Annotated in this window: 21 protein-coding genes; 18 read left to right on the forward strand and 3 right to left on the reverse strand. The window is 69.1% G+C overall.

Features of this window, described 5'->3' with window-relative positions; all coding sequences use genetic code 11:
- Nucleotides 1-4 precede the first annotated feature (4 nt).
- The 17 genes from OV208_RS09865 to OV208_RS09945 all read left to right on the forward strand — a co-directional run bounded on the left by OV208_RS09865 (nucleotide 5) and on the right by OV208_RS09945 (nucleotide 19,094).
- The gene (locus OV208_RS09865) at nucleotides 5-985 is read left to right on the forward strand and encodes a hypothetical protein (protein WP_267573581.1); all 981 of its coding nucleotides are present in this window, start codon (nucleotides 5-7) and stop codon (nucleotides 983-985) included.
- Nucleotides 986-991: 6 nt separating this feature from the next.
- The gene (locus tag OV208_RS09870; protein WP_267573582.1) at nucleotides 992-2,710 is read left to right on the forward strand and encodes a long-chain fatty acid--CoA ligase; all 1,719 of its coding nucleotides are present in this window, start codon (nucleotides 992-994) and stop codon (nucleotides 2,708-2,710) included.
- A 12-nt stretch (nucleotides 2,711-2,722) separates the two neighbouring features.
- Entirely contained in the window at nucleotides 2,723-3,109 is a 387-nt protein-coding gene (locus OV208_RS09875) for a DUF4280 domain-containing protein (protein ID WP_267573583.1), read from the forward strand.
- Nucleotides 3,102-4,166 (forward strand): type VI secretion system protein IglI family protein, encoded by a 1,065-nt coding sequence (locus OV208_RS09880; RefSeq protein ID WP_267573584.1) that lies wholly within the window; start codon nucleotides 3,102-3,104, stop codon nucleotides 4,164-4,166. Before OV208_RS09875 ends, OV208_RS09880 begins: the two co-directional genes overlap by 8 nt.
- Nucleotides 4,167-4,181: 15 nt before the next feature.
- Nucleotides 4,182-5,078, forward strand: coding sequence for a hypothetical protein (locus OV208_RS09885; RefSeq protein WP_267573585.1), 897 nt, complete (start codon nucleotides 4,182-4,184; stop codon nucleotides 5,076-5,078).
- Between the two features lie 135 nt (nucleotides 5,079-5,213).
- Nucleotides 5,214-5,855, forward strand: coding sequence for a type VI secretion system contractile sheath small subunit (gene tssB, locus OV208_RS09890; RefSeq protein ID WP_267573586.1), 642 nt, complete (start codon nucleotides 5,214-5,216; stop codon nucleotides 5,853-5,855).
- Nucleotides 5,856-5,894: 39 nt separating this feature from the next.
- Nucleotides 5,895-7,382, forward strand: a complete 1,488-nt coding sequence (tssC, locus tag OV208_RS09895; RefSeq protein ID WP_267573587.1) for a type VI secretion system contractile sheath large subunit — start codon at nucleotides 5,895-5,897, stop codon at nucleotides 7,380-7,382.
- A 53-nt stretch (nucleotides 7,383-7,435) separates the two neighbouring features.
- Nucleotides 7,436-8,017 carry a hypothetical protein gene (locus tag OV208_RS09900; protein WP_267573588.1) on the forward strand — a complete coding sequence of 194 codons (582 nt, stop codon included), beginning with the start codon at nucleotides 7,436-7,438 and terminating at the stop codon, nucleotides 8,015-8,017.
- 85 nt (nucleotides 8,018-8,102) lie between these two features.
- Nucleotides 8,103-9,353, forward strand: coding sequence for a type VI secretion system baseplate subunit TssK (tssK, locus tag OV208_RS09905; protein WP_267573589.1), 1,251 nt, complete (start codon nucleotides 8,103-8,105; stop codon nucleotides 9,351-9,353).
- Between the two features lie 4 nt (nucleotides 9,354-9,357).
- Nucleotides 9,358-9,747 carry a GPW/gp25 family protein gene (locus OV208_RS09910; RefSeq protein WP_267573590.1) on the forward strand — a complete coding sequence of 130 codons (390 nt, stop codon included), beginning with the start codon at nucleotides 9,358-9,360 and terminating at the stop codon, nucleotides 9,745-9,747.
- Entirely contained in the window at nucleotides 9,747-11,411 is a 1,665-nt protein-coding gene (locus OV208_RS09915; protein ID WP_267573591.1) for a hypothetical protein, read from the forward strand. Before OV208_RS09910 ends, OV208_RS09915 begins: the two co-directional genes overlap by 1 nt.
- A gap of 25 nt (nucleotides 11,412-11,436) precedes the next feature.
- The gene (locus tag OV208_RS09920) at nucleotides 11,437-12,039 is read left to right on the forward strand and encodes a hypothetical protein (protein ID WP_267573592.1); all 603 of its coding nucleotides are present in this window, start codon (nucleotides 11,437-11,439) and stop codon (nucleotides 12,037-12,039) included.
- A 49-nt stretch (nucleotides 12,040-12,088) separates the two neighbouring features.
- On the forward strand, nucleotides 12,089-13,735 hold the full coding sequence (locus OV208_RS09925) for a type VI secretion system baseplate subunit TssF (RefSeq protein ID WP_267573593.1): 1,647 nt from the start codon (nucleotides 12,089-12,091) through the stop codon (nucleotides 13,733-13,735).
- A gap of 13 nt (nucleotides 13,736-13,748) precedes the next feature.
- Entirely contained in the window at nucleotides 13,749-14,390 is a 642-nt protein-coding gene (locus OV208_RS09930) for a DotU family type IV/VI secretion system protein (protein WP_267573594.1), read from the forward strand.
- 8 nt (nucleotides 14,391-14,398) lie between these two features.
- A complete protein-coding gene (locus OV208_RS09935; RefSeq protein ID WP_267573595.1) occupies nucleotides 14,399-14,755 on the forward strand; it encodes a hypothetical protein in 357 nt (118 codons plus the stop codon).
- A 2-nt stretch (nucleotides 14,756-14,757) separates the two neighbouring features.
- The gene (locus OV208_RS09940; protein ID WP_267573596.1) at nucleotides 14,758-18,576 is read left to right on the forward strand and encodes a type VI secretion IcmF C-terminal domain-containing protein; all 3,819 of its coding nucleotides are present in this window, start codon (nucleotides 14,758-14,760) and stop codon (nucleotides 18,574-18,576) included.
- Complete coding sequence (locus OV208_RS09945; protein ID WP_267573597.1) at nucleotides 18,573-19,094, forward strand: hypothetical protein; 522 nt, start codon at nucleotides 18,573-18,575, stop codon at nucleotides 19,092-19,094. The genes OV208_RS09940 and OV208_RS09945 overlap by 4 nt, the downstream gene beginning before the upstream one ends.
- A 9-nt stretch (nucleotides 19,095-19,103) precedes the next feature.
- Here the strand turns inward: OV208_RS09945 and OV208_RS09950 are convergent, their stop codons facing one another.
- From OV208_RS09950 to OV208_RS09960, 3 genes are read right to left on the reverse strand one after another with little or no spacing between them, the layout of a single operon-like run.
- Nucleotides 19,104-21,227 carry a hypothetical protein gene (locus OV208_RS09950; RefSeq protein ID WP_267573598.1) on the reverse strand — a complete coding sequence of 708 codons (2,124 nt, stop codon included), beginning with the start codon at nucleotides 21,225-21,227 and terminating at the stop codon, nucleotides 19,104-19,106.
- Nucleotides 21,224-23,155 (reverse strand): hypothetical protein, encoded by a 1,932-nt coding sequence (locus OV208_RS09955; RefSeq protein WP_267573599.1) that lies wholly within the window; start codon nucleotides 23,153-23,155, stop codon nucleotides 21,224-21,226. Before OV208_RS09955 ends, OV208_RS09950 begins: the two co-directional genes overlap by 4 nt.
- Nucleotides 23,156-23,162: 7 nt before the next feature.
- On the reverse strand, nucleotides 23,163-23,855 hold the full coding sequence (locus OV208_RS09960) for a general secretion pathway protein GspE (RefSeq protein WP_267573600.1): 693 nt from the start codon (nucleotides 23,853-23,855) through the stop codon (nucleotides 23,163-23,165).
- 160 nt (nucleotides 23,856-24,015) lie between these two features.
- Between OV208_RS09960 and OV208_RS09965 the strand changes: the two genes are divergently transcribed.
- Nucleotides 24,016-24,843, forward strand: a complete 828-nt coding sequence (locus OV208_RS09965; protein ID WP_267573601.1) for a hypothetical protein — start codon at nucleotides 24,016-24,018, stop codon at nucleotides 24,841-24,843.
- Nucleotides 24,844-24,847: the final 4 nt, after the last annotated feature.

A 24,847-nucleotide genomic window follows, 5' to 3' on the forward strand; every position in this document is an offset into this window, starting at 1 on the left:
TGCGATGGGGCAGGACAGCGGGTTGTGGCCCCCAGGAGCGCCCGCTATCCTCACGGGCATGGCTGGAGGCGGGGCGCCGCACGCGATAGCGGGACTGGGGCCCGACGATATCGCCGAGCTGGAAGCCATCGGCTCGCAGCCCGGCTACGACGTCTTCCTTCCCCAGGCCCGCGCGCTCGAAGGTGCCGTGGAGGAGTGCCGCTCCAACATCGCGCTCTCCTTCCACAACACGAAGCGCGGCGTGGACAGCGTGCTGGCCCACGAAGCGGAGGTGGCCACGCTGCCGGGCGTCAACGTGGAGCACCTGCGCGAACTGCCGCTGCTCGCCCAGGGCCTCGCGTGGGCCGCGTTGCAGGTGCAGCGCGACATGCGGGCCAGCGCCTTTGGAGCCCTCTTCGAGCGGGCCCAGCACCTGCGCCGCAAGCTGCTCAAGACCGCCGAGGCGCTCGCGGAAGCCGCCTTCCTCACCCCCGCCGACGTGGAGGCCAGCCGGGGCGAGGGCCACCGCGATGTGGTGGGGGACTGCCTGGGACTCGTGGCGCTGTTCCGGCGCAACGAGGCGAAGCTCACCGGCCGCTCTCCGGTGACGCCCGAGGACGTGGACGAGGTGGAGCGCGTCGCGGAGCAACTGCGCGCCCTGCTCGCGTCCCCCGGCGAAGCCCGCGAGCACGAATCCTCGCCGCTGCTCTTCGAGGCCACGGAGGTGAGGGATCGCTTCTGGACGCTCCTCACGAAGCGCCACGACTTGCTCTGGCGCTGCGGCGCGTGGCTCTTCGGCCGGGACGTGGACATGCACGTGCCGCCGCTCCAGTCCCGCCACCCGCTGGTGCGCGCCGTCGTCCCCACGTCCATCGAACGCGGGCCGCAGCAGACGCTCCGGCGCATGGACTCGCGGCCGCAGAGCGCGCCCGCGCCGGAAAGCAGCTCGATGCGCTCCAAGGTCCGCTTCATGGTGAAGGTCGGCTTCGACTTTCCCTCGCGCTAGACACCCATGCCTTTCGACGTGAAGGACATCCTCCGGCAACTGGACGCGGGCTTCGCGCACGAAGGCGGCGCGCCGCCCTGGTGGCAGGAGAGCTGGGAGGATCCGGAAGGGTTCGCCACCGCGCTCTCGGAGGCCCACGCGGGCCGGGGCGTGCCTCCTCCCAAGAGCCGTCCGGGCCAGCAATACGACTTCTTCCACGACCTGGTGGTGCGCCACGTGGGCCTGGAGCGCCCCGCGTTCCGCACCCACGCGCGCATCCAGGGCTGGCAGAACGTGGGCTTCCGCACCCTGCACGACCTGGCCGCGCGCCGCGCCAGCGAGTGGGCGGAGCAGGGCGTGGAACCGGGCGCGAAGGTGTGCCTGGTGTACGGCGTGGGCCAGGAACTGCTTGTGTCGCTGCTGGCCACGCTGCGGCTGGGCGGCTGCTTCACGCTCCTGCCGCCCCTGGGCCCGCGCGCCATGGCTACCCGGCTGGAGGCCCTGACGCCGGACTTCATCGCCGCGGAGCCGCACCAGCTCCCCATCCTCCGGGGCCACGAGAAGCTCCTGCTCAAGAGCCGGGGTGGGGGAGCGCCCGGCTTCACCTCGCACACGTACAAGCCCGGGGACGTGGTGGGGCTCATCTTCTCCCCGCTGGTGGATCCGCCGCACACCCCCGTGTCCCTCACCGCCGAGGACGCCTGGAAGGGCGCGCTGGGCGACGGGATGCTCACCTTCGGGCTCGCGCCGGGAGACGTGCTCGCGGCGCCGGACTTCCCGGTGCTCCAGCACCTGCCGGCCCTGCTGTTCGCCACGCTGCTCCGGGGCGCCACCTACCTGCACCTGGACATGGCGGACCTGGAGCACAACCCGGCGCCCCTCTTGGAGGCCCCGCTGCGCGCCCTGGGCGTGACGCCGCGCCTCCGCGACCTCTTGCTCAAGCACCGCGTCGGGGCGATGCGCAACGTGCTGCACTGGTTCCGCGACCCGGAGGAGCCCTACGACGCGCAGGCGTGGCGCACGTGGGTGAAGCAGTGCGGCCTCCAGGCCGTGCCGTCCTCCAACATCCTCATCGACGCGGCGGCCGGCGGCGCGGTGCTCGTGTCGTCGCGCGGGGTGAGTGATCCGCACGCGGACGTGCACACGGAGGTCTTCCCCGTCCCGGGCCGCGCGTGGACGCTGAAGGACCCGAACCAGAGCGGGCAGGGCGCCCCGACGGACGTGGGCGCCTTCACGCTCCTGCCCGACAAGGGCCGTCCTCCTGGCCACGTGCTGCTCGCGCGGATCCGCTCGCGCTACCACTACGGCGGCACGCAGGGCTTCCGGCACGATGGCCGCACCTACCCGGCGAAGGAGGTGACGGCCGCGCTGGAGGGTCTGCCCTTCCTCATGGGGACCAGCGTGGTGCCGGTGTCCACCGGGGGGCTCGCCAGCCAGTCGCGATTCATCCTCCTGGCGTTCACCGGCCATGAACCCGCCCCCCCGGAGGGCGAGCAGGAGATCAAGCGGCGCATCGAGATGCTGCTGGGTGGGGACTTCCTCCCCGACCGGATCGAGTTCTTCCCGCTCTTTCCACACCGCAAGAAGGGCGCCGTCGACGACGCGTGGTGCGCCTCGCAGTTCTTCACCGGCGCGCTGCACCGCAAATCGACGGACCCGATGTTCCAGGCCCTCACCGCGCTGCGAGGACGGCTGCTGGAAAGCGCGGGCAACCCGGGCGAAGATGGCCCGTCGTCAACAGGCTGAAAGGGGCAGGACATGGGTGTCCAGGTCGTGATGGGCGCGATGCTGCAATGCAGCTTCGGGGTGGCGCCCTCGTCGCTGATGGTGCTTCCCACGAACAAGGTGATGGCCACGACCCCCGCGGCGAACATCATGGACAACAAGCCGTTCATGAACGTGCTGCCCTTCGGCATGTGCTCATCCATGGCGAACCCCATGGTGGCCGCGGCCACCGCGGCGGCCCTGGGCGTCCTCACCCCCATGCCCTGCATCCCCGCCACCGCGGCGCCCTGGGTGCCCGGGTGCCCCAAGGTGCTCATCGGCAACATGCCGGCGCTGGAGAGCAACTCCAAGTGCATGTGCAGCTACGGCGGCGTCATCCAGGTCGTCTCCCCCGGACAGATGGTGGCCATCGATGGGTGACGCGGCGCTGGCCATCGAAGCCGTCGACTTCACGCTGCTCGACGCGCCCTTCACCGGCACGCCCGTGCCCATCGATGAGACGGAAGGGCCGGATCCGCGCATGGAGGCCATCACCGGCCTCGTCGCCAAGGGCTCCTACGCGGACGCGGCCCGCGCGGCCGAAGCGCTGCTGCGCTCAGGCGTGCGCGACGTGCGCCTCCTGGGGCCGTACCTCTTCGGCCACTTCGTGGCGGACGGCATGAAGGCGCTGCCCGTCCTGTTCCGCTCCCTGTCGCGCAGCCTCACGGAGAACTGGGACGCCTTCGGCCCCCCGGGCAAGAAGCCCATCTTCGTGGACACCGGCCTGCGCTGGTTGCTCAAGATGATGAGCAAGACCCTGGAACACCACACGCGCCTCAAGGACGCGCAATGGCAGGCGTGGAACGCCGCCGGCAACCGCGAGCCCATTGAAGAGGCTTTGCGGATGGGCGACCCGCTCATCGCCGCCCTGGGCGCGCTGCCCAAGAGCGCCTGTGTGGACCCCCTCCGCACGCTGCTCGGCACCCTGCGCTCCCACGCCCAGGGCGTGCCGTACCTGCCCCCGCCCGAGGATCCCCAGGCGAAGGCGCTCGCGCTCGCCCCGGACGAGGAGGACGACGACGACGAGGATGACGGCGACGACGAGGAGGTCCGCCCCGCCGCCAAGGCCCGCCGCCGCGCCGCCGTCCCGGAAGCGGACGCGGGGCCGTCCCTGCCCATGTCGCCCGCGCTCGCGCAACTGGTGCGCAAGCTGTCCGCCTTCGAAGCGCTGGTGGCGAAGGAGGACTTCGTGAAGGCGAGCGTCATCGCCGTGGACGTGCTCGCCACCGTGGAGCGCTTTGATCCGCGCGTCTACCTGCCCATGCTCTTCTCCGGCTTCTTCAACGGCCTGAGCCAGCATGCGGACGCCATCGAACCGATGCTGCACGGCACTGAAACCCTGGGCTTCCGCGCCCTGGATCAGCTCTACCGCGTGGACCTGGACGCGTTCCTCGTCTCCCCGCCGCGCCAGGCGCGCAACCCCGGCTACGAGGAATAGCGTCTGTCTCCCCCCATGGAAGCGGAGCGCGAACAGCCAGGCCGCAAGCTCACCGTCGAGGAGCGCATCAGCGAGCGCATCCGCAGCTTCGACGTGCCCGCGCTGTTGGATCTGCTCGCCAAGGAAGGCTACGGCGACGCGGAGGTGGAGTTCCGCAGCCACCGCAGCACCCTGCACCAGCAGCACCTGGTGCACGCCATCGAGTTCACCCGCCAGCCGCGCAAGCGCGTGGTGATCACCGTCAACCTGGGCCTGCTCAGCCTCCAGACGCCGCTGCCGTCCTTCCTCTTCCAGGCCATGGACCGGCTGGAGCACGATGTGATGGCTGACTTCCTGGGTTACTTCGACCACCTGCTACTGCGGACTCGCTTCGCGGGTCAGTTCCCGGATCGCGACGAATCCCTGCTGCCCGGTTGGGAGCACTCCACCGCCCACCGCCTGCGCCTGTTGCGGCTCGCGTGCCCCAGCAGCCTGCACTGGCTCTTCGCCAAGGTGTTCCCGGAGGCGGAGGTGGTGGTGCGCCGCGAAACGCGCCGACAGCGCATCGAATCCAAGGGCATCCGCCTGGGCGCCGCCGCGCTCGGGGATGGCAGCGCCGTGGGCGGCTTCGCCACCGTGCCGACGGGCGGCGTGGAGGTCCGGCTGTTCCTCGACGAGCCGATCTCCGGCGCCGGCATCCCCTGGGCCGTGGAGGCCCGACGGCGCCTCAACACCCGCATCTTCCCGAGCCTCGCGGAGACGCCGCTCGCGCTGGCGGTCATCCTCGCGCTGCGTGATCAGTCCAGCCACGCGAGGCTCATCAAGGGCAGCCACCTGGGCTACGAGCCGCTGGTTGGCGGTCCGGAACAGACCCAGGAGGTCCTCCTGTTCTCGGGGGACACCGCCCAATTGCGATCAACGGATCCCCGGTAGACCTGAGATGTCGCTTGGTTGACTGGAATTCCTGATCGCGCCTAGGCTGGAATTGTTCACAAGCAGGGCGTACTCCCGGAGCGGTTCCAGTAGTACGGGGGGAAGGAAACGCACTGCGAATGTCAGGGAGTCACCGTGGCCATTCAGGACCTGCTTCCCAAATCCCGCATCACCCTCACGTACCGCACCACCATCAACGGAGAGCAGGAGACGGTGAACCTGCCGTTGCGCCTGTTGGTGATGGGCGACTTCTCCCTGGGGTCCTCGGAAGACCGCAAGAACGACCTGGAGACGCGCCGCCTGCGCTCCATCGACGGGAAGAACCTGGATGAGCTGATGAAGGACATGAAGATGTCCGCCAGCTTCCAGGTCCCCAACCGCATCAACCCGGATGTGGAGTCGGAGCTGAACGTCCAGCTGCCCGTGGACAGCATGAAGTCCTTCCACCCGGACGAGGTCGTCAAGCACGTGCCGAAGCTCAAGGCGCTGCTGCTGCTCAAGACGCTCCTGGTGGAGATGCAGTCCAACATCGACAACCGCAAGGACCTGCGCCGCGAACTCTACGATCTGTTCTCCAAGCCGGAGGCGCTCAAGGAGCTGCTCACCGAGCTGAAGGGCTACGAGAGCATGCGCCTGCCTTCCGGTGAGACCGCCGCGAAGCCCGCGGATGCGTCCGCCGCCGCCCCCGCCGCGGGCAAGCCCACGGGGGCCGCCGCCGCGACCGCCGCCGTCGCCGCCACCGTCGCCGCCGGGGCCAAGCCTCCGGCCGCGTCCTGATCCTCCTTCCTCCCTTCTGACTTCTAAAAGGACTCCGCCATGGCCGAGACCACGTACCTGAAGCGCCTGTTCACCAGCGTTCGACTGGATCCGCCCCAGTCGTCCGAGCCGATGATCCTCAGCAACTTCGGCGCCGTCGTCGACGAGCAGCAGGTCACCCTGGAGAGCCGCTTCCTCTCCAGCGTCGCCGCGCTGCTCCAGAACGTCGCGCCGGTGGAAGGACCGGACACCACCACCCGCTTCGACAAGGGGCAGGTGCTGGACGTCATCAGCCGCATCGATCGCATGATCGACGCGCAGATGAACGAGATCATCCACAACGAGACCTTCCAGAAGATGGAGTCGTCGTGGCGCGGCCTGGAGGACCTGGTCAACCACACCAACTTCAAGGCGAACATCGCCATTGACGTGCTGGACGTGGCGAAGGAGGAGCTGGCGGAGGACTTCGAGAACAACTCGAGCAACATCTTCGCCGGTGCGCTCTTCGACAAGGTCTACATCCAGGAGTACGACCAGTACGGCGGCCGTCCCTTCGGCGCCATCGTCGGCCTCTACGACTTCTCCTCCACGCCCGCGGACCTGACCTGGCTGCAGCGCATGGCGAAGGTGTCCAACGCGGCGCACGCCCCGTTCATCTCCGCCGTCAGCCACACGTTCTTCGGCTGCGAGACCATCGAGGAGATGGAGGCCATCAAGAACCTGGAGGGCGTGCTCGCGCACCCCCGGTTCGGCCGCTGGAACGCGTTCCGTGAGACGGAGGAGGCCGCCTACGTGGGCCTGACCTTCCCGCGCTACGTGCTGCGCCTGCCCTGGCACCCGGACAAGAACCCCTGCGACGTCCTCAACTTCACGGAGACGGCGCGCGGTGAGTCGGAGAAGTACCTCTGGGGCAACTCCGCCATCCTGCTCGCGCGCAACATGGTGAAGGCGTTCGAGATCTCCGGCTGGTGCCAGTCCATCCGCGGCCCCAAGGGCGGCGGTCTCATCTCCGGCCTCCCGGTGGACACGTTCTCCCTGCGCGGCCAGGACGAGATCAAGGCCCCCGTGGAGATCGCGATCCCGGACTACCGCGAGTACGAGTTCGCGCGCTCGGGCTTCATCCCGCTCGTGTACCGGAAGGGTTCCAGCGACGCGACGTTCTTCAGCACCCAGTCCGCCAAGGTCGCCAAGACGTTCAAGGACCCCAAGGACTCGGAGAACTCGCAGCTCGTCACGAACCTGGCCTACACGTTCTCCATCACGCGTCTGGCGCACTACGTGAAGTGCATCATGCGCGACAACATCGGCAACACGGCTGACGCGGACTACATCCAGCGCCAGCTGGACTCCTGGTTGTCCAACTACGTCACCACCGTGGCGAACCCGGACGACCTGACCGTGCGCCGCTTCCCGTTCAAGGCGAGCAGCGTCGTCGTGTACCCGCGCCCCGGCGAAATCGGCTGGTACGACTGCAAGCTGGCGGTGCTGCCGCACATCCAGTTCGAAGGCCTCAACGTGGAGCTGATGCTCGAGTCGCGGCTCGGTTAAGCCGCACCCCCATTGGGGCAGGTGAGAGCCTGCCCTTCACCCTGGAGTGACAGATGCCCCAGTTTTTGCGCAGCCTGGACGTGTATCAGGGCTTCAACTTCAAGAAGGACAAGCAGACCCCGGTTGGCTACATCACCGCGCTCACCATCGGTGGCGTGGCGCTGAAGGCCGACCAGGAGAGCATCAAGGATCCGGAGAACCCGGACGCGAACATCGCGGACAAGGTCGTCGCGGTGCTCAACCACTACCAGTGGGACACGGGCGTGACGGACGCCATGTACTTCTCTGGCCAGGTGTCGGTCGCCAACAAGCAGGCCGTGGCGGAGATGTTGCTGGGCAAGTTCAGCAACATCGAAGTCGTCGTGAAGTACGTGGTCTACGAGTACGACCCGCTCGGCAAGAAGTACTTCAAGTCGAACTTCCTCGACGCGGAGATCAAGGGCCTGCTCGAGAAGAACGGCGATGAGCTGAACATGTCCGTCGCGGACAACGAGTCCCGCGAGGTGCAGTCGCCCAAGAACTACACGTTCAACATCGGCGTGAAGCCGCAGGCGCTGGAGCAGTCGCTGAACCTGGCCACGTCTTCGACGAAGAAGTTGGCCAAGAAGTGGGGCGTCACGGAGACGGCCAGCTAGCATCCAGTCCCGGTAACAAGTCGCGCCCGGGCCGGGAGCACCCTCGCTCCCGGCCTTGCTGGCGCGAAAGAAGAGAACAAGGCGCATGCAGCGGTACAAGCTCGCACGGGTCCGCTGGCACGTGGGCCAGACCCTCCTCCCCGAGCACTTCATCGCGCAAGAGGACGCGCTGGACGCCGAGATCCGGCTCCATGCCAACCTGTCCGGCCTGCCGTCCCACGGCGTCGCGTACCTTGCGTGGAACGAGTCGCTCCTGCTCGGCGGCAGCCTGTCCATCTCCGCCCTCACCGTCGTCACCAAGACGGGGGAGCTCCTGGACGTTCCCGGCAACGCCGTCATCGCGCCCCTGTCGCTGGACGCCATCGGCAAGTCGGAGTTCATCATCTACCTGCACGTGCTGAAGGAGACCGTCAGCGCGGAGGGCATCCGCCTGTACGCGGATGATCCGCCGGTGCTCCAGCGCGTGCTCAGCAAGCTGCAGTTGTCGTCGGAGCCGGTGATGGACGGGGCGGTGGCGTCCTTCGGGCTGGCGGCCGTGTCCCAGGACGAGGACGGCGCGTGGCGCACGTCGCCGGACTGGGTGCCCGCGCTGCTGCTCGTCGGGCCCAATCCCTTCCTGGAGAAGCTGCTCTCCACGCTGGATGACCTGCTCGACCAGGTGCGCCAGCAGCTGCTCACGCACATCTCGGACACGTACCTGCGCACGGACCGGCTCACCAACGCGCGCCGGGCACTCTTCGAAGTGCACCGCCTGCTCGCGCTGCGCAAGGACATGTTCCGGCAGGTGTTCGTGCACCCGTACCACCTGTTCGACGGGCTGCGCCGACTGTACTTCGAGGCGTGCTGCTACCTGGAGATGCTCCCGGACGACCAGATGCCGGTGTACCAGCACGAGGACCTGGCCCAGGGCCTGGGCGGGTGGATCCGCCTGCTCACCCGCAGCTTCCAGCCGGAGGCCACGCGCTCCACGCACAAGGCCTTCCAGGTGAAGGACGGACAGTACGTCTGCTCTCCGCTGCCGCCGGAGGTGAGCTCCGCCAGCGAAGCGTACCTGCTCGTGCAGCGCACCAAGCCGGGGGAGCGCACGCCCATGGACGGCGTGAAGCTGGCAAGCCCTTCGCGGCTGCCGCTGGTGCGCCGTCAGGCCTTGAAGGGCGTGCCCTACACCCACGTGCCGTACCCGTCGTTCCCGCACGCGCTGGGGCCCGAAATCGATTGGTACCTGCTGGGCAAGGGCGAGGAGTGGCAGCACGCGCTGCGCGAGGACGGCGTGGCCTTCTACGTGACGTCGGCGCTCAAGGGTGCCCAGACGTCGCTGTTCTGGCGGAGGAGCTGACGCCATGGCGCGCGCACCCTTCCTGGACAAGTTCGCGTCCCGCTCGCAGAAGCCCAAGGTCCGGGACAGTCTGGAGCACGTGATGCGCAACATCGAGGCCGTGCTCAACACGAAGAAGGGCTACGGCTTCTTCATGCACGACTTCGGCCTGGGCGGGTACACGGAGAAGCTGGGCACGCGCGAGCTGGTGGAGGCGCTCACCGCCGAAATCCAGCAGGAGATCACCCAGCACGAGCCGCGCCTTTCGGGCCCCGAGGTGAAGCTGCGCGGCCGCGACAGCGGGCTGTGGCTGCACTTCGACTGCAAGGGCACCTTCGACGACGTGCCGTGCCACCTGCGGCTCGTCTTCCACTCGGTCACCGGTCAGGTGCGCGTGCACGTGGAGGAGACCTGATGGCCCACGCCGAACGGTTGGACTTGAGCCTCACGCTCACCATCGCGGGCACGGCGCACGCCATCGCCCCGGCGGACATCCTCGCGTTCGAGCTGGACCTGCACGGGTGGGGGCACGAGGGCCGGGTGGAGTTCCGCGTCCTCGACGAGACGGCGCACGGCGGGCAGAAGCAGGACAAGGTGCTCGCGGACTTCCTCAAGCCGGACCTGGTGGAGGTGGCGCTGGAGCTCAAGGCGGTGCACTCCGACACGGCGACGAAGCCCACGTACACGTCGCTCAAGGTGAAGGGGCTGGGGCTGGACAAGGCCCTGGCGGAGGAGACCGTCGCCCAGGCGAAGGGCGCGGCCATCACCTACCGGCACTACACCGTGCGTTTCGTGGACCCGGCGCGGCTGTTGTGGACGCAGCACTTCCCGTGCGCGCTCTACACGAAGAAGACCGTGCAGGACGTGCTGGACGCGCACAAGGGCGACAAGATCGCCCTCGCGAACGACTGGGACGCGGAGCTCGCGGCCACGTGTCCGCTGCTTTTCTTGGGACTGTCCCCGGAGTCGGGGGCCAGCTTCTACGACTTCGTCGTCTGGTTCGTGAACGCGCGCAACGGCGTGCTCGCGTACGACTACACCGCGCAGGGCTACCAGCTCCGGGCGAAGAAGGACGCCACCGGCACGCCGCTCAACCTGCGCGCGGAGGACGTGGACACCGTCACGGTGGTGTTCCCGGAGGTGGTGCGCCACGACGTGGCCATCCTCAACGCCGCCGCGGAGAGCCCGAAGAACCAGGCCATCACCAACGCCCAGGCCGTCACCGGCGTCCGCCAGGACGTGCTGTTGCGCACGGACATCGCGGACGACGTGCAGAAGCGGGTGACGCTGGAGACGGCGCGCCTCAAGGTGCGCGGGCTGGAAGTGGACCTGGACTGGAACCGCTTCCCCACGGTGGCGTTCGCGCCCGGCGCGCTGGTGAAGCTGCCCCAGACGGCCGGGTGGGTGGCGTCGGGCGTGCCCGGCACGGACACCTTCCGGGTGCGCCGGATGATGCTCAAGGCGGAGCCGCTGCCCGTGGAGGACACCGACGGGGAAGGGGACGAAGAGGAGACGCGCCGCCCCAAGCCGGAGAGCCGCTTCCTCTTCACGTTCACCACGCGGCTGGAGCGCAAGGACGAGCTGCACGTGGACCTGCCCGCGTTCGTGACGCCGGTGTACCCGCGCTTCGTCGAAGGGCTCATCGTCAGCGAGGTGGGCGAGCAGAAGGACGAGACGTGGCAGGCGTACACCGACGACGTCACGTCCCTGGACAGCTACCAGGTGAAGATGCCGCTGTTCGCCAACCAGATCATCAAGGTGCCCTTCAACGCGAGCCTGCTGCCCGGTCACTTCTACTTCCCGGCCTACAAGGGTGCTCGTGTACTGGTGGCGCTGGACTTCCAGCGCGCGTGGCTCAAGCGCCACCTGGACTGGCGCGCGGGCGCTCGGCTGCCGTCAGACGGGCAGGGCGTGCACCTGCTCGTGGGCAAGACCACGGAGAATGGCACCTCCATGCGCCACTTCTACGACGACAACAAGCCGGTGCTCCGGCTCATGCGCACGAACGACACCGACACGGAGAAGATCGAACTGAAGGAAGGCACGCTGCTCATCCTGGTGAAGGAAGAACCCGCGTGAACCGAGCCGCGGACGGGGAGGACTGATGGGAACGCTGGTTTGCAAGATTGAGCTGGACAAGGTGAAGGGCATCACCGTCCAGGTCGACAACGCGGACGATCAAATCACCCAGACCGTGGTGATGGATGGCACCAGCATCACCATCACGGTGAAGGGCCCCCAGGAGACGAGCACCTACGTGCAGAAGCAGGACAGCATCGTCGTCACGGTGAAGGACCTGACCTTCGACACCGACACCATCACGATGAAGTCCAAGGGCGTGTCGCAGTGGACCAGCCAGGACACGCTGACGGTGAAGAGCACGAAGGACATGACCTTCAACACCAGCGCGAAGCTGACCCAGACGGCCACCAGCGACGCGAAGCTGTCCTCCAGCGCCAACGTGAACATCGAGGCGACGTCCAAGCTGGCCATGAAGGGCAACATGGGCGCGGAGTTGGTGACGTCCGGCGGCGAGGCGAAGGTGGACGGCGTGACGCTGAAGCTCGCCGGCAAGACGACGGCGGAGATGTCCGGGGCGATGACGAAGGTGACTGCCACCGGGAAGCTGGACCTGGAGGCCAGCGGCATGGCCAACCTCAAGGGCTCCATCACCAGCGTGGGCGGCGCGCTGGTGAAGCTGGGCTGACGCGATGCACGGATTCCTTTGTGACTGACGTACGGCGGGAGAGCGGGCGGTGAAGGATTTCTCGGAGAAGATCTACCTCGATTTCTTGTCGGAGCTGGACGGGCTGGAGCGCTTCCGGCAGCGCTTCCAGGAGCGACATCCCGCCGCCCCGTTGGACCGCGAAGACCCGGACGTGCGCCGCCTCATCGAGGCGATGGCGTACTTCTCCGTGCAGACGCGGCACGCCACGCTGCACAACCTGCGCTCCACCTGGCGCCGGCTCTTCGCGGGCTTCTTCGACTTCCTGCTGGAGCCCGTGCCCGCCGCCGCCATGGCGCAGGCCGTGCCCACGGACAAGATGGTGGAGCCGGTGCTCCTCACGCGGGGCACCGAGCTGCGCCTGACGCCCGCGGAAGGGGTGGCGGGCTCCTTCCGCCTCCAGCGCGACCTGCGCGTGCTGCCCATCTTCCACAAGGGCACGGACGTGGTGCCCCAGGTGAGGAGCGGCCACCGGCTCATCCTGCGCTTCGAGTCCCGCTTCGCGCGCAAGGACGCCATCGACGTGCTCAGCCTGCACGTGCGTCACCTGGACGAATACCGCTCGTCGCTGGCGGTGTTCCACGCGCTGCGCAAGCACATCCAGCAGGTGAGCGTGGTGTACGACGAGTCCGCGGACGAGCACTCCGTGGGCAGCCCCTGCGAGGTGTCCTTCAACCGGGATTCGCCCGCGCCGGACGACGGCTCCGCCTACGCGCACCCGTTCCAGCGGCTGCGCGCCTTCTTCCAGTTCCCGGAGCAGCAGCTCTTCGTGCACGTGAAGGTGCCGCCACCGCGCGCCAGCTCCTGGATGAAGTTCTGCCTCTGCCTGGACCTGGACAAGGACTGGACGGTGGGCAAGTCGCTGCACCCGGACTTCTTCCAGCTCTTCACCGTGCCGGTGGTGAACCTCAAGGCGGAGCCCGCGCAAGTCGTGGTCGCGGACGGCACGCGCGCGGAGCACCCCATCCTGAGCATGAGCGCGGGGCGCGAGTTCAGCCTGCACTCGGTGACGGGCGTCTTCGAGATGACCAAGGCCGGGCTGTCGCCGCTGCGCCCGGCGTTCCTGCCCGGCAAGGGCCCCAGCTACGAGGTGGACGAGACCTTCGATGAGAAGCACACGTCCCGGCAGAGCCTCATCGTGCGCATGCCGGAGGCGTTCACCGCGCCCCGGAAGATCGTCCTGGAGGCGCTGTGGCACCAGCCGCAGTTCTCCTCGCAGGCGGCGGGCAGGGTGGAGGTGTCGGTGCCGGGCCGGCACATCGAAGGGTTGAAATGGCAGACGGTGGGCAGCCTGCAACCCCACCGCGACAGCGTGCTACGGGATGACGTGGAGGCCCTGACGCAATTCCTCGCATGGAAGGCGAAGGCCACTCTGGGTCGGGACGAGGTGGTCGCCCTGTTGGGTCACCTCGGGACCCCCGCGGAGAGCCCGTTCCGCCGAGTCCTTCCCTGGCTCAAGGAGTTGAAGTTCAGTGTCGTGCCCGACAGCGCCATGAAGGGCTCGGGGATCCGCCACGCCTACGAGGCCGTCATGGAGCCGTTCGACTTGAGCTTCGAGCCTGTCGTCATCTGCTTTCTTGAGCAGCTGCGGGACCTGCTTGATGCTTGGAACAACGAGGCCTCGGTTGAATTGAAGGCCTCCGTGGCGGGACTGGGACCGCTGCAGCTTCCGACGTAGCACTCAACCAACCATGAAACTGGAGCATTGGAATTCCCTCCTGGCCGCGCAGCGACGCGTACGCCAGCTCCTCGATCGGGCGCTGCCCGCCGAGCCCGCCCCCGGCGCGCGCCGTCCGCAGGGCAGGGTGGGGCAGGAAGCGCTGGGCCACCTGGAGCAGGCGCTGCTCGTGGAGCTGGAGCGCCTGCGCGCGGCCTTCGGAGAGGATCAGCGTCCGGACGAGGTGGAGGATCTGATCCGCCCCTTCGCCTACTTCCTGGACGAATGGGTGCTGCGCCGGCTGTCGGACGCGGAGCAACATCTCTGGCCGCTCCTGCAGCAGAACCTGTTCCAGGTCGACTCGGGTGGCGACCTCTTCTACGACTTCGTGGAAGAGAAGTTGCGTCGCAACGACACGCCGCCCATCGTCTTTGAAATGATCCGCTTCTGCCTCGCCGCTGGATTCACCGGCCGCCTCGTGGGGCAGCCCGAACGGATCCGTGAGTTCAAGGACCGCATCTCCGAACGCATCCCGCAGCCCGCGTCGTTGATGCTGCCCGCGCCCGTCGTGCCCGTGGGTCCGCCCACCGTCTATGACTTCCCGGTGCGCTACTACGCGGTGACGGCCGCCATCGTGCTGGGGCTGCCCGTGCTCCTGTGGTGGGCTTCCAATTGAGGCCCATCGTGACGCGGGACGGTCGCGCGCCGGTCGCGAACCTGGAGGAGGCGGACGGCCCGTCCCGCCGACCGGGCATGCCCATCGCGCCCACGCCTCCCGCGCCGAAGCCGGTGGCGCTGCTGGAGGTGTTGTCGCAGCGGGTGGACGCGGAGCTGGGCTCGTGGCGCGAAGGCGTGCAGCCGCTCCTGCATGACGTGCGACAGGCGCTGCTCGCGCTGGATCCGCCCGGGGACGCGATGCTCCCGTCGCCCCGGGAGCAGCAGAAGCTGCGCGCGAAGGCGACCGCCACGCTGGAAGAGGCGGAAGATGTACTGGAGGCGCTGCAGCTGGGTGCGCGCTCTGGTGGACGGGGAAGCGGCTGACCGTGGGCGCGCTCCAGTCACTCCTGGCGGCCTTGAAGGCCCATTGGGTGCTCACGTTGGGCATCGTGATGGTGCTTGTCGCCATCGGTGCGGGCGCGTGGTTCTGGTGGCGCAAGCAGCGGCAGCCCTCGGCCCTCGCGGGAGGGCAGAAGCCGCTGGCGTCGGGCCAGCTGCTGGCCATCCGGAAGAAGTTCCTGAGCAAGCTGCCGTGGCGCTACCGCGCCTCCGTGCGGGACTTCCCCACGCTGGTGGTGCTGGGGCCCGCGGGCAGTGGCAAGTCGGAGCTCATCAGCACGGAGGTGGACTGGAAGCGCCAGGAGCGCCAGTTCATGCCCAGCCTCACGGATGATCCGTTGCTCCAGATCTACCTGGGGCCGGACGTCGTGGTGCAGGAGGTGTCCGCGCCCGTGCTGGAGGACGACTCCCGCCACGCCCGCGCCGCCCTGCGCCGGCTGTGGAAGGCCAGCTTCGGTCGCCGGCACGTGGGCCGGATCGTCATCGTCCTGGACGTGCGGTGGTTGCTGGACAAGTCGCCGGATGAGGTGAAGCGCATCACCCAGCTGCTGCGCGGCAAGGTGAACCTGCTGGCGGAGGTGTGCCAGGCGTCCGTGGAGACGCGGCTGTCGCTCACGCACATGGACTCGCTGGAGGGCTTCACGGACTTCGCCCAGCTCTTGCGCAAGCACGGCGTGCCGTTGGAGCTGGCGGTGCCACCTCCGGGCAGGGAAGAGGAGCTGTCGCACGCGCTGCAACCGCTGGAGAAGTACCTGGCGCTGGGCCTCACCACGCTGTCGCCGGAGGCCTTCGAGCGGCTGGCGTCGTTCTATTCGCGCGGCGGCGAGGCGTTCGCGGTGCTCGCGCGCTTCGTGTCCACGCTGGTGGAGAGCGGCTCGTTGGTATTCCCGCTGAAGCTCGAGCGCGTGTACCTGTCGTCACGCGTGGCGGACGAGCGGGCCGCGGGCGCGCTGGCGGTGCATGCGGGTCAGCCGGCGGATCAGCTGATCGCGCACTACCGGTGGACGCATCTGAAGCGGTGCGCGGCCATCGTCGCGGTGGGGTGTCTGCCTGTCGTCCTGGCGTATGCGCACTTCTACCGGCTGCTCCTGGTCGCGCAGGCCCGGCTGGACTCGTTCCAGGTCACCGTGCAGCGGCTGGAGGAGCGCAACCAGAGCGTCTCCGGCTCCGTGGTGGAGAGCCAGACGAACGAAGCCGTGAAGGCGATGGAGGCCCTCTGGGGCGCCACGCGCTACTGGCCGCCCCTGGCGCACAGCTTCACCGACGAGTGGGCGGAGCTGCGGGCCCGGCTCGCGCGCAGCATCCGGATGTCCTACCTCAAGCCGTTGCTGGAGCGGTGTCAGGACCAGTGTCGGCGGTGCGCGGCGCGGGTTCCTGGCTGCCAGCCCGCGCCCACGTTCAACGCCCGCGCGACGCGCGCCACGCCCCTGGCCCAGGGGGCGGAGCATGAGAACTGCAGCCAGGAGACGCTGTGTCGTCCCGAGCAGGCGCTGTTCACGCTCGGCATCCTCTACGCGTCGCGCAACGAGGACCTGGGCCGGTTCGTGCTGCGCAGCGTGCACGGGACGCACAAGAAGAAGCTGGACTGGACGGCGGAGGCCTACGGGTTGACCCTGTCCAACGCGGATCCGGAGAACGCCTGGCTGGAGTCCATGGGCCTGGCGGAGCCGATGATCGCCAACTACGTCATCGCCAGCGACAAGCCCTTCGACGAGAACGTGCCGTGGACCCGCTGGCCCTTCGTGTGGCTGACGATGGACGGCCTGCTGGGGCCGTGGCGCGAACACTTCATGAACCTCCAGGCCGTCCTGGAGGCGAAGGAGCTGGATCTCCCCCGGTGGTACGCGCTGCGCGATGAGCGGGAGCACCTGCGGGCTTCGCTGGAGCGGAGCACGCCCTACAAGTCCGCCCGGCAGGTGATGGACCTCATCAACGCGTCCGACGCGGAGCCGGACGCCAGCCAGTTGAAGGGCGTGGGCAGCCTGCTGGACTCGCTGGACTGGATGCGCGCGAACCGCCAGACGCTGGAGGCCATCCTGCGCATGGAGGACGAGGCGGACACCGCGCTGCGCGCCGCCGAGCGGATGACCCCCGCGGAGCTGCTCACCCGCGCGGACGGCCTCTTCTCCCCCAGCGATGGCGACGCGCGCTATTCCGTGGAGGTGCTCAAGCGCGACTACGTGTTCCGTCCGGTGGACGTGTCGAAGCAGCTCCTGGACAAGGTCCTGCGCCACTTGAAGGAGACGGGCCGCTCGCCGTTCATGGGCCAGACGTTCAACCCGGGCACGGGCGAGGTGGCCTCCGAGGTCGCCTCCGAAGGGGCAGGGGACGACGACACGGAGTTCGCCAGCGGGCAGATGCCGGTGGTGGGCAAGGTCCTGGGCAAGGCCGCCTTCGACGCGCAGCTGAGCCCGTTGGTGGACGAGTTCACCGAACGCCTGGCCAAGTCGAGCTTGTCGCGCGAAGAGGCCGTGGAGCGCTCCACCTTCGTGCAGAACAAGGTGCAGGCGTTCGCCAGACGCTACGGCCAGGACCTCTACGCCAGCTACCGGGGCTACCGCTTCCGCACGTCCCGGGGCGCGCTGACCACCGACCTGGCGATGCTGCTCCAGCCGTCGTCCGCGCTGGAGGCGATGCTGCGCGACGTGGCGAGCCGCGCGAGCGTGGGTCCGCTGGACAGCGAGTACTACGCCCCGATGCGCGACGCGGTGGCGCCGTTCAAGCCGGTGGTGCAGTTGATGACGCCGGACAAGAGCGGCGCCCTGGCGGAGCTGGCGGCCTACACCACGCTGGTGTCGCAGCTCCAACAGGAGCTGTCCGGGGTGAAGCCCGCGCCGGTGAAGCCCGCCGCGCCCAAGGACGGCGCTGGGCCTGGGGCCCCGTCCGCGACGACGGCGGCGGGGGGCTCGCAGCTGGCGGAGATGATGTCGCCGCTGGGGCGCGTGGCGCTGAGCATGTTGATGGAGGAGGAGGATTCGTACCTGCGCCGGGTGGATGCGTGGCTGGATCAGCACGGCCTGGTGGGCGAGTTCCGGCTGCCGTTCCGCCAGCCCTTCGTCGTCGTGCGCAACCGGGGCCGCGCGGAGCTGGAGCGCGTCATCGCGGAGCAGTGGGCGTACCAGGGCCGGCGCACGCTGGAGCCGCTCGTCAGGCGCTACCCCTTCAACCCCAGCGCGTCGCAGGAAGTGGACCCGGTGGAGCTGGAGGTGCTGCGCCGCAAGGACGGCGCCTTCTGGCAGTTCGTCACCCAGGTGCTGTCGCCGGTGGTGGAGGAGCGCGGCACGGACTGGTCGCTGCGCTGGCCGCTGAAGTCGCGGATGCTCCTGCCGCCGCGCATGCTGACGTCGCTGGGCCAGTTGGGGCGCCTGTCGCGGCTCCTGTGGGATGACGAGGGCAAGGCCCGGACCATCAACATGCAGGTGCGGCCATTGCCGCTGCCCACGGCGCCCACGCCGGACAGCTTCGTGACGCTGTCCTATTTGAAGTGCGGTGGGGCGTCGTCGTTCGGGTTCAACCAGCGCCCGGCGTGGGGTGAATTCCCGCTGAGCTGGTGGAGCCCGCAGCCGTCGTCCATCGGCGTGGAGCTGCGCTCGCCCGCGCGCGAGGGCAAGCGCTACCGCTCCATGGAGATGTCCGAGTCGTCGTGGAACTGCTTCCGCCTGCTGGAGTCCGCCACGCTGACGGATCAGCAGAACGTGGTGTGGGTGCTCCCGGGGCGCGGGCTGGCGGCGAACGAGAAGGTGTTGGAGATCAGCTTCGGTCTGCGTGGTGAGCCGTGGTCGCCATTCCGTGGGGTGGTGCCATGAAGGGCAGGGGCATTCGGTTGGCGGCGGGCCTCGTCGCGGCGGTGGTGGGCGGCAGCTGCGCGTCCCCCAGCCTGACGGTGAACATCAAGGCCCCGGCGGGCACCAACCAGGGCCGGCCGCTGTACATGCTGATCCGCACCGTGTCGAAGACGACGATGACGGAGGGCTACGCGGACGTCGCGGCCAAGGTCATCAGCCCGGACGACTCCGTGTTGCAGACGGTGGTCATCTACCCGAGCCGCACGAAGCAGGTGAAGATCCCCCTGCCTCCGGAGCAGGCCGTGGCGGTGAGCTTCCTGTTCACCACGCCCAATGGCGCCTGGCAGGCCCTGCTGGACGTGCCGGTGCCCAGGACGGTGGACATCGAGCTCCAGGAGAGCCGGATCCGCACGGACCTGCCCCGGCAGATGTCCACCCAGGAGTCCGCGCCGACGGCGCCTGAAGTCCCCGCGCCTCCCAAGGCGCCCGCCGCGCCGAAGGCTCCCGAGCCGCCGATGTCGCTCGCGTCCCCGTTGTAGCCCGCTGCGTCAGGTGGCGAGCGCGTCCAGCTTCGGGCCCAGCGCCTGGAGCGCCGCCGTCACGCGTCCGTTCACCGCGGTGACGGGCTTCGCGAAGGCGCCGGCCTGGAGCTGGGTGCCAATCGCATCGAGAGGGGAGAGCAGCTGCGGCTTCGACGCGGTGGCGTTGGTGGTGACGGCGTCCACCTGCGTCTGCGCGCCCGTCTTCAGGGCCTCCGCTCGCTGCTTGAAGGCCGCCAGGGCCTTGTCCACCTGGCCCACGATCGTCTTCTCCGCGCTGGCACGGGCCGTCTCCAGGGACTTCAGCGCGGCCGTCACCGACGTGTTCGTCGCGCCCAGGTGCGTGTCCAGCTGGCCCTTCGCGGATGTCACCTGGCCTTCGGCCGCCGTCCGCGTCGTCTTCATCGCCTGGACGGCCGCGTCGATGCCGGTGCCTACCTGGGTGTCCAGGGCCTTGAGGCGCTCGGGGATCTGCGTGTCCAGGGGCTTCACCTGCGCGGCCACCTGCTGCTGCATCGCCTGGACCTGCTGCACGCCCTGATCGCGCGCGGTGTTGATCTGCGTCACGCCCGTGGCGATCACCTGCGCCACCTGGGCCGTGGCCTGCTCGATGGCCTGGAGCACGGACTGGGTCAACGTGCCCATCTGCGTCACGACCTGGTTCGTGGCCGTGTCGATCTGCGTCTGCGCCTGGGTCTGCACCGTCTCCACCTGCGAGACGATGGTCTTCTGCACCGTCTGGAGCTGGGTGCCCACCTGGGAGGAGATAGTCCCCAGCTGCGTGGTGATCTGCTTCACCACCTGGCTGATGCCCTGCACCGCCGGGTTCACCAGCGGCTTGGGCAGGTCCGCCGCGGGGATGGCGTCCAGCAGGCCCAGGGCGCGCTCCAGCAGGGCCTCCAGGGAGCCCACGAGCTGCTGGAAGAGCGTCTGCAACTGCTCCAGCTTCTGGGGCAGCAGGTCGAACAGCGCCATCACCTGTTGCTTGAGCGCGCTGATGCTGGCCACCAGCGTGTCCAGCGTCGTGAAGGCCGCGTCCAGGGTCTGCTTCAGCGGCGCCTTCAGCGTCTCCACCGCCGTGAGCGTGCCCTTCACGAGGCTGTCGATGGTGGTGCTCACCTGGGTGATGGCCGCCTCGATGCGCTTCTGCACCTGGTCGATGAGCTTCTCCACCGCCTCCAACTGCGCGGCCACGGTGGCCACCTGGCCCGCCACCGTCTTGCCCAGCGTCTCCAGCGTCCCGGACGCCTGCGTCTTGCCTGCCGTCAGCGAGGGCGCCACCTGGGTGTCCACCGGGTCCACGATGCCGGCCGCCGCCGTCGCCGCCGCCTTCACCTGGGCCACGAGCGACTTCCGCTGCGTCTCCAGCGCGGTCTGTTGCTGCTGGTGCGCCTGCTGCGTCGTCTTGCTCGCGCCGGCGATCTCCTGATGCAGCGCGGTCAGCGCGCGCACCGGGTCGTTGATGGCCCCGTCCAGCGTGCCGGTGAGCTGCGTGCTCCGCCCCGTCGCCGCGTCGCGCGAGGTGGCCAGCCGCACGAGCACCGCCGCGAGCGCCGCCGCGAGCGTCGTCCCCACGCCCTGGAGGTCCTGGGAGAGCTGCGCCTTCGTCTGGTCGATGAGCGCGTGGCCCTGCGCGCGGCGGGCCTCCGTGTCCGCCTTGGAGCCCTTGCGCGCGTTCAGCTTCGCGTCGAAGGACTTCTTGTCCGCGTCGCAGCGCTGGGCCACCTGTTGCTGGAGCGCGGTGAGCTGGCCCTGGGACGATTCGGCGGACGCCTTCGCCTGGGACTCGAACCCCTGGCTCTTCGCCGCCGCTTCCTTGCCCAGCGACTCCGCTGACGTGCGGGCCTTCGTGCCCGACGCTGTCAGCGCCTGCTGGTAGCCCTGTACCTCCGTGGCCAGCGCCTGGATGCGGGAGGAGGGGTCCAGCACCTTCACGTTCACCGCGTTGACCTGCGTGAGCAGCTTGCCGACGGTGCCGTCCACCGTCGGGCGCAGCGTGGCGACGAGCGTCAGCACGCCCTGCGCCAGGGCCTCCACCTCGCTCTTCGCGGTGGTGAGGCGCGGCGTCACGCCCGAGCCGAAGCCCTGCACGGTGGCCTTGTGCTTCGCGACTGCAGCGCGCAGCTCGTTCATTTCAGGGCCCCCAGCGCGGCCTTGGCTTCGGTGGCGGCCCCGGAGAGCGCGCCCGTCTGTCCATCCAGGCCGTTGAGCGCGCCCGTCAGCTTCGTGCGGGATTCGGCGGCCTGGTCCTTCACCTTGGCCTCCGCGGCGGCGAGTGCCGCGCCCGTCTCTTCCGACGCCGCGTTGAGCTTGGCGTTCACCGCCGCGGTGGAGGCCGTATAGGCGGCCGTCGTCTCGCCCACCGCACCCTCCACGCCCGAGGTGAGATCGCCCTTCGCGGTCTCCACCTGCGGCGTCACGTCGTAGGTGGGCGTGGTGGGGGCGCCCCCGGGCTCCTCCTTCGTCTGGATGAGGAGGCGGCCCTCGGAGATGCGGATGATCTCCGTGTCGTTCGAGTTCACGCGTCCCAGGTTCCACACCGGCTTGGCGTCCTGGTAGTCGTGCGTCATCGCCGTCTGGTTCTTGCCGTTCTTTCCGAAGAGCAGCTGATCGCCCTGGCTGTCCTGGGGCATGCGCACGCCCTCGCCCCAGTCCAGGTAGCGGTGCAGGGCCGCGTGATCGAAGTGCAGCGCCACCAGCGCGCGCTCGTTCTTGTACGGGGGGAAGTAGAACGTGCCCGGGAACAGGCCGGGCTCCGCCGGCACGCTCACCGTCTTGTTCCACAGCGGCACCGTCACGCGGTAGTTCGTCACCGACGTCTTCGGATCATCCACCTGGAGGTAGATGCGGTCGTTCGCTTCGCCGCCGGGGCTGTGCACCTTGCCCTCGACGTAGATGGGGTAGTGCGGGGGCCGGTACGCGGACAGCTCCGGCACCGGATCCGACTTCTGCTCCAGGAGCACGGACAGGGTGACTTCGTAGCCCGCCATCGCCTCCTGCTGCCCGTCATGCGGACCGGCCTGGCGCCCCACGCCGTCGAAGGACAGCCCGCGGATGCGCAGGTCCTCGTTCAGGCCGGTGAGGTCCGGACTCCAGAGCGGCCCGTCCAGCTTGAGCAGCGCCCCCGGGTGCAGCGCGATGGGGGGCACGTCCAGGAACGTCAGCCGCAGGCGCCGCTTGCGCAGGCGCAGGCGCTCCTTCTCCAGCGACTGGCGCTTTTCGGCCTCCGCGGCGATGGGTGTGCGCACCAGCATGTCGTGGCTGACGCCCGCCACCGCCTGGGCCTGGGGCAGGGCCACCGTGGTCGGCGCGGCCCCGAAGCCGTTGAGCACGCGGGTGCCGTGCCGGATGACCGGGGGCAGCTCCACGTCCACGCGCTCCACGTGCTTGCGGCTGAGCGCGGTGACCTTGCCCGTCGCCGGCTTCTTCGCGGAGAACGTGTACGTGTCCTTGGGGCTGTCGTACGTCAGTACGCCGCCGCGCGTGTCCACGAACCAGAGGACGAAGTCATGGAAGCTGGCCGACGGATGGTCATCCCCGATGCCCAGGCACACCATCGCCAGCTTCGACTCCAGCGCGTCCCAGTCATACGTGAGCAGCAGGCCGCCCAGCTTGTGCAGGTCCAACAGCTCCGACACCTTCTTGCCGGTGTGCAGCTCCACCGGGCGGTGCTGCTTCCACAGCACGCGCGCGGGGTCCGCGAACTCCACGGTGTACTTGCGGAACATCACCGCGACGCCGTCCTTGAGGCCGTGCGCCGAACCGCTGACGCTCTTCTCCATCACGATGCCCTGCACCAGCAGCGGTGCGGGCGGCGGGTCGTACACGCCGGACAGGGCCAGCCGGATGCGGATGAGGTCGGGCTTGCTGAAGGCGGTGAACAGCTTCGCGTCCGCCTTCTCCAGCGACGTCCAGAACGTGAGCGAGCCGGTGAACCCGGAGGGCGCCATCCGCAGCGAGAAGGCCTGCACCTGGCCGCCGGGGATCGTGAACGCCTGATCCCCCGCGGTGACGGTCAGCTCCAGCTTCAGCTTTTCGAGGAACGGGGAGGGGGGCGCCATGGCGTCTCTACCGGGCCTTCGCCTGGACCTCCTCGCGCGTCAGTGCACCCCGGGCCTCCAGCGCATCCATCATCGCGCGCATCACCCGGGCCTGCTGCGCCACCATGCGCTCCAGGTCCGCCACCTGCTGCGTGAGCGCCTCCACCTTCGACGTCAGCTCCGTGTCGCGCGGCGCCGGCCCATGGGCCCTGGGCGGCGGGGTGGGGGCCACGGGCTCCGCCTGCTGGGGCGGGGCCAGCTCGAAGGTGGACTCCTCCATGCCGAAGCTCAGGGGCGTGGCGGCCGTGGAGGTGATTTCGCCGTGGTAGTGGTGCCGGATGGCGCGCTCGATGGATGACGCGGTCGCGACCACCACCTGGAGCCGCTGGCCCGCGTGGAAGCCCAGCTCCTGGAGCGACTCCACGTTGGTGGGATCCGAAGTGGCCACGGTGAGCGTCTTCGACGCCGGGTCCACGCTGATGGGGAAGACGGTGTAGCGCTCGGCGATGTCCACGCGCAGCGCCTGGATGGCGAACGGGGAGGGGACGTGCCTGTCCAGGTCCACGGTGGGGATGGCCAACTGCCGCGACAGGGCGTGCACCATGGAGTTTTCGTCCACGCAGCCCATCTGCACCAGGGTGAGGCCCAGGCGCCCGCCCCACTTGCGCTGTTCGGCGAGCGCGGTGCGGAGCTGGGTTTCAGTCAGGAGTCCGGCGTCCATCAGGATCTCCCCAAGCCGACGCTTGCGGTTGGGGCCCGGGCCGGGGGGAACGGAAGGGGGAGCGGTCACGGCCCGGCAGCATAGCAGCCAGCCCCCGCTCCTGGGCCCCTGGTGGGTCGCAAACGGGCCCCTGGCGCGGGGATGGGGTAGCCTTACCACCATGGTGCGTAGCCCTCTTTTCGCGGCAATCCTCCTGGCCTTCACCGTCGGTTGCGCTTCGCAGCGTCTCTCCGGCGCGGATCTGGATCGGGTCCACCGGCCGGCCTTCATCTCCCGCATCGAGGACGGCGCGGGGCCCAAGAGCCTCGTGTTCCGCGAGGACGGGGCCTACTCCAGCAAGCTCAAGAAGCTGGAGGACAAGGAGGCGGACCGGCGGCTCACCGTGAAGTTGCAGCAGGCGGTGACGCGCTTCGAGCTGTCGGAGCGCCTGCGCGTCACGACCCTGTCGCGCCTGCCGGAGGAGGCGCCGTGGACGGACGCGGTGGATCCGGCCCGGGTGGCCACCGCGCTGGAGAGCTTCCTCGTGGAGGAGGTGCCCGCCAACGCCCCGGACTATGACTTGATGGCCCCGCTGGGCGCGGACACCATCGTGGAGTTCGTCATCCAGGACTTCGGCATGCGCAGCGAGGACGGCCGCGCCGGGGCCTACCTCAAGGGTTACGGGCGCATGTTCCGGGTGGACGGCCGCGCGGAGCTGTGGCGCCGGCCCTTCGACATGGACGCGGTGGACCAGGGCGCGCCGCACCTGGATCCGTTCAAGGTCGGCAAGGAGCCGGAGCTGTTCCGCCTGGCGATGACCGCGCTCCTGGACAAGGTGGCGGACATGTTCGTGAAGGACCTGACGCCGCAGAACCGCAAGGGCGCCGCGCCCCTCGGTGACACGGCCGTGGACACCGGGCCCTCCACCGTCACGCCCTCGGCCGCGCCGCTTCCGACCCCGCCCGAGCGTCAGCTTCCGCCGGGCGAGCTGCCGGATCCGGACGCGTAGGCCC

The organism is Corallococcus sp. bb12-1 (assembly GCF_026626765.1).
GTDB lineage: Bacteria > Myxococcota > Myxococcia > Myxococcales > Myxococcaceae > Corallococcus > Corallococcus terminator.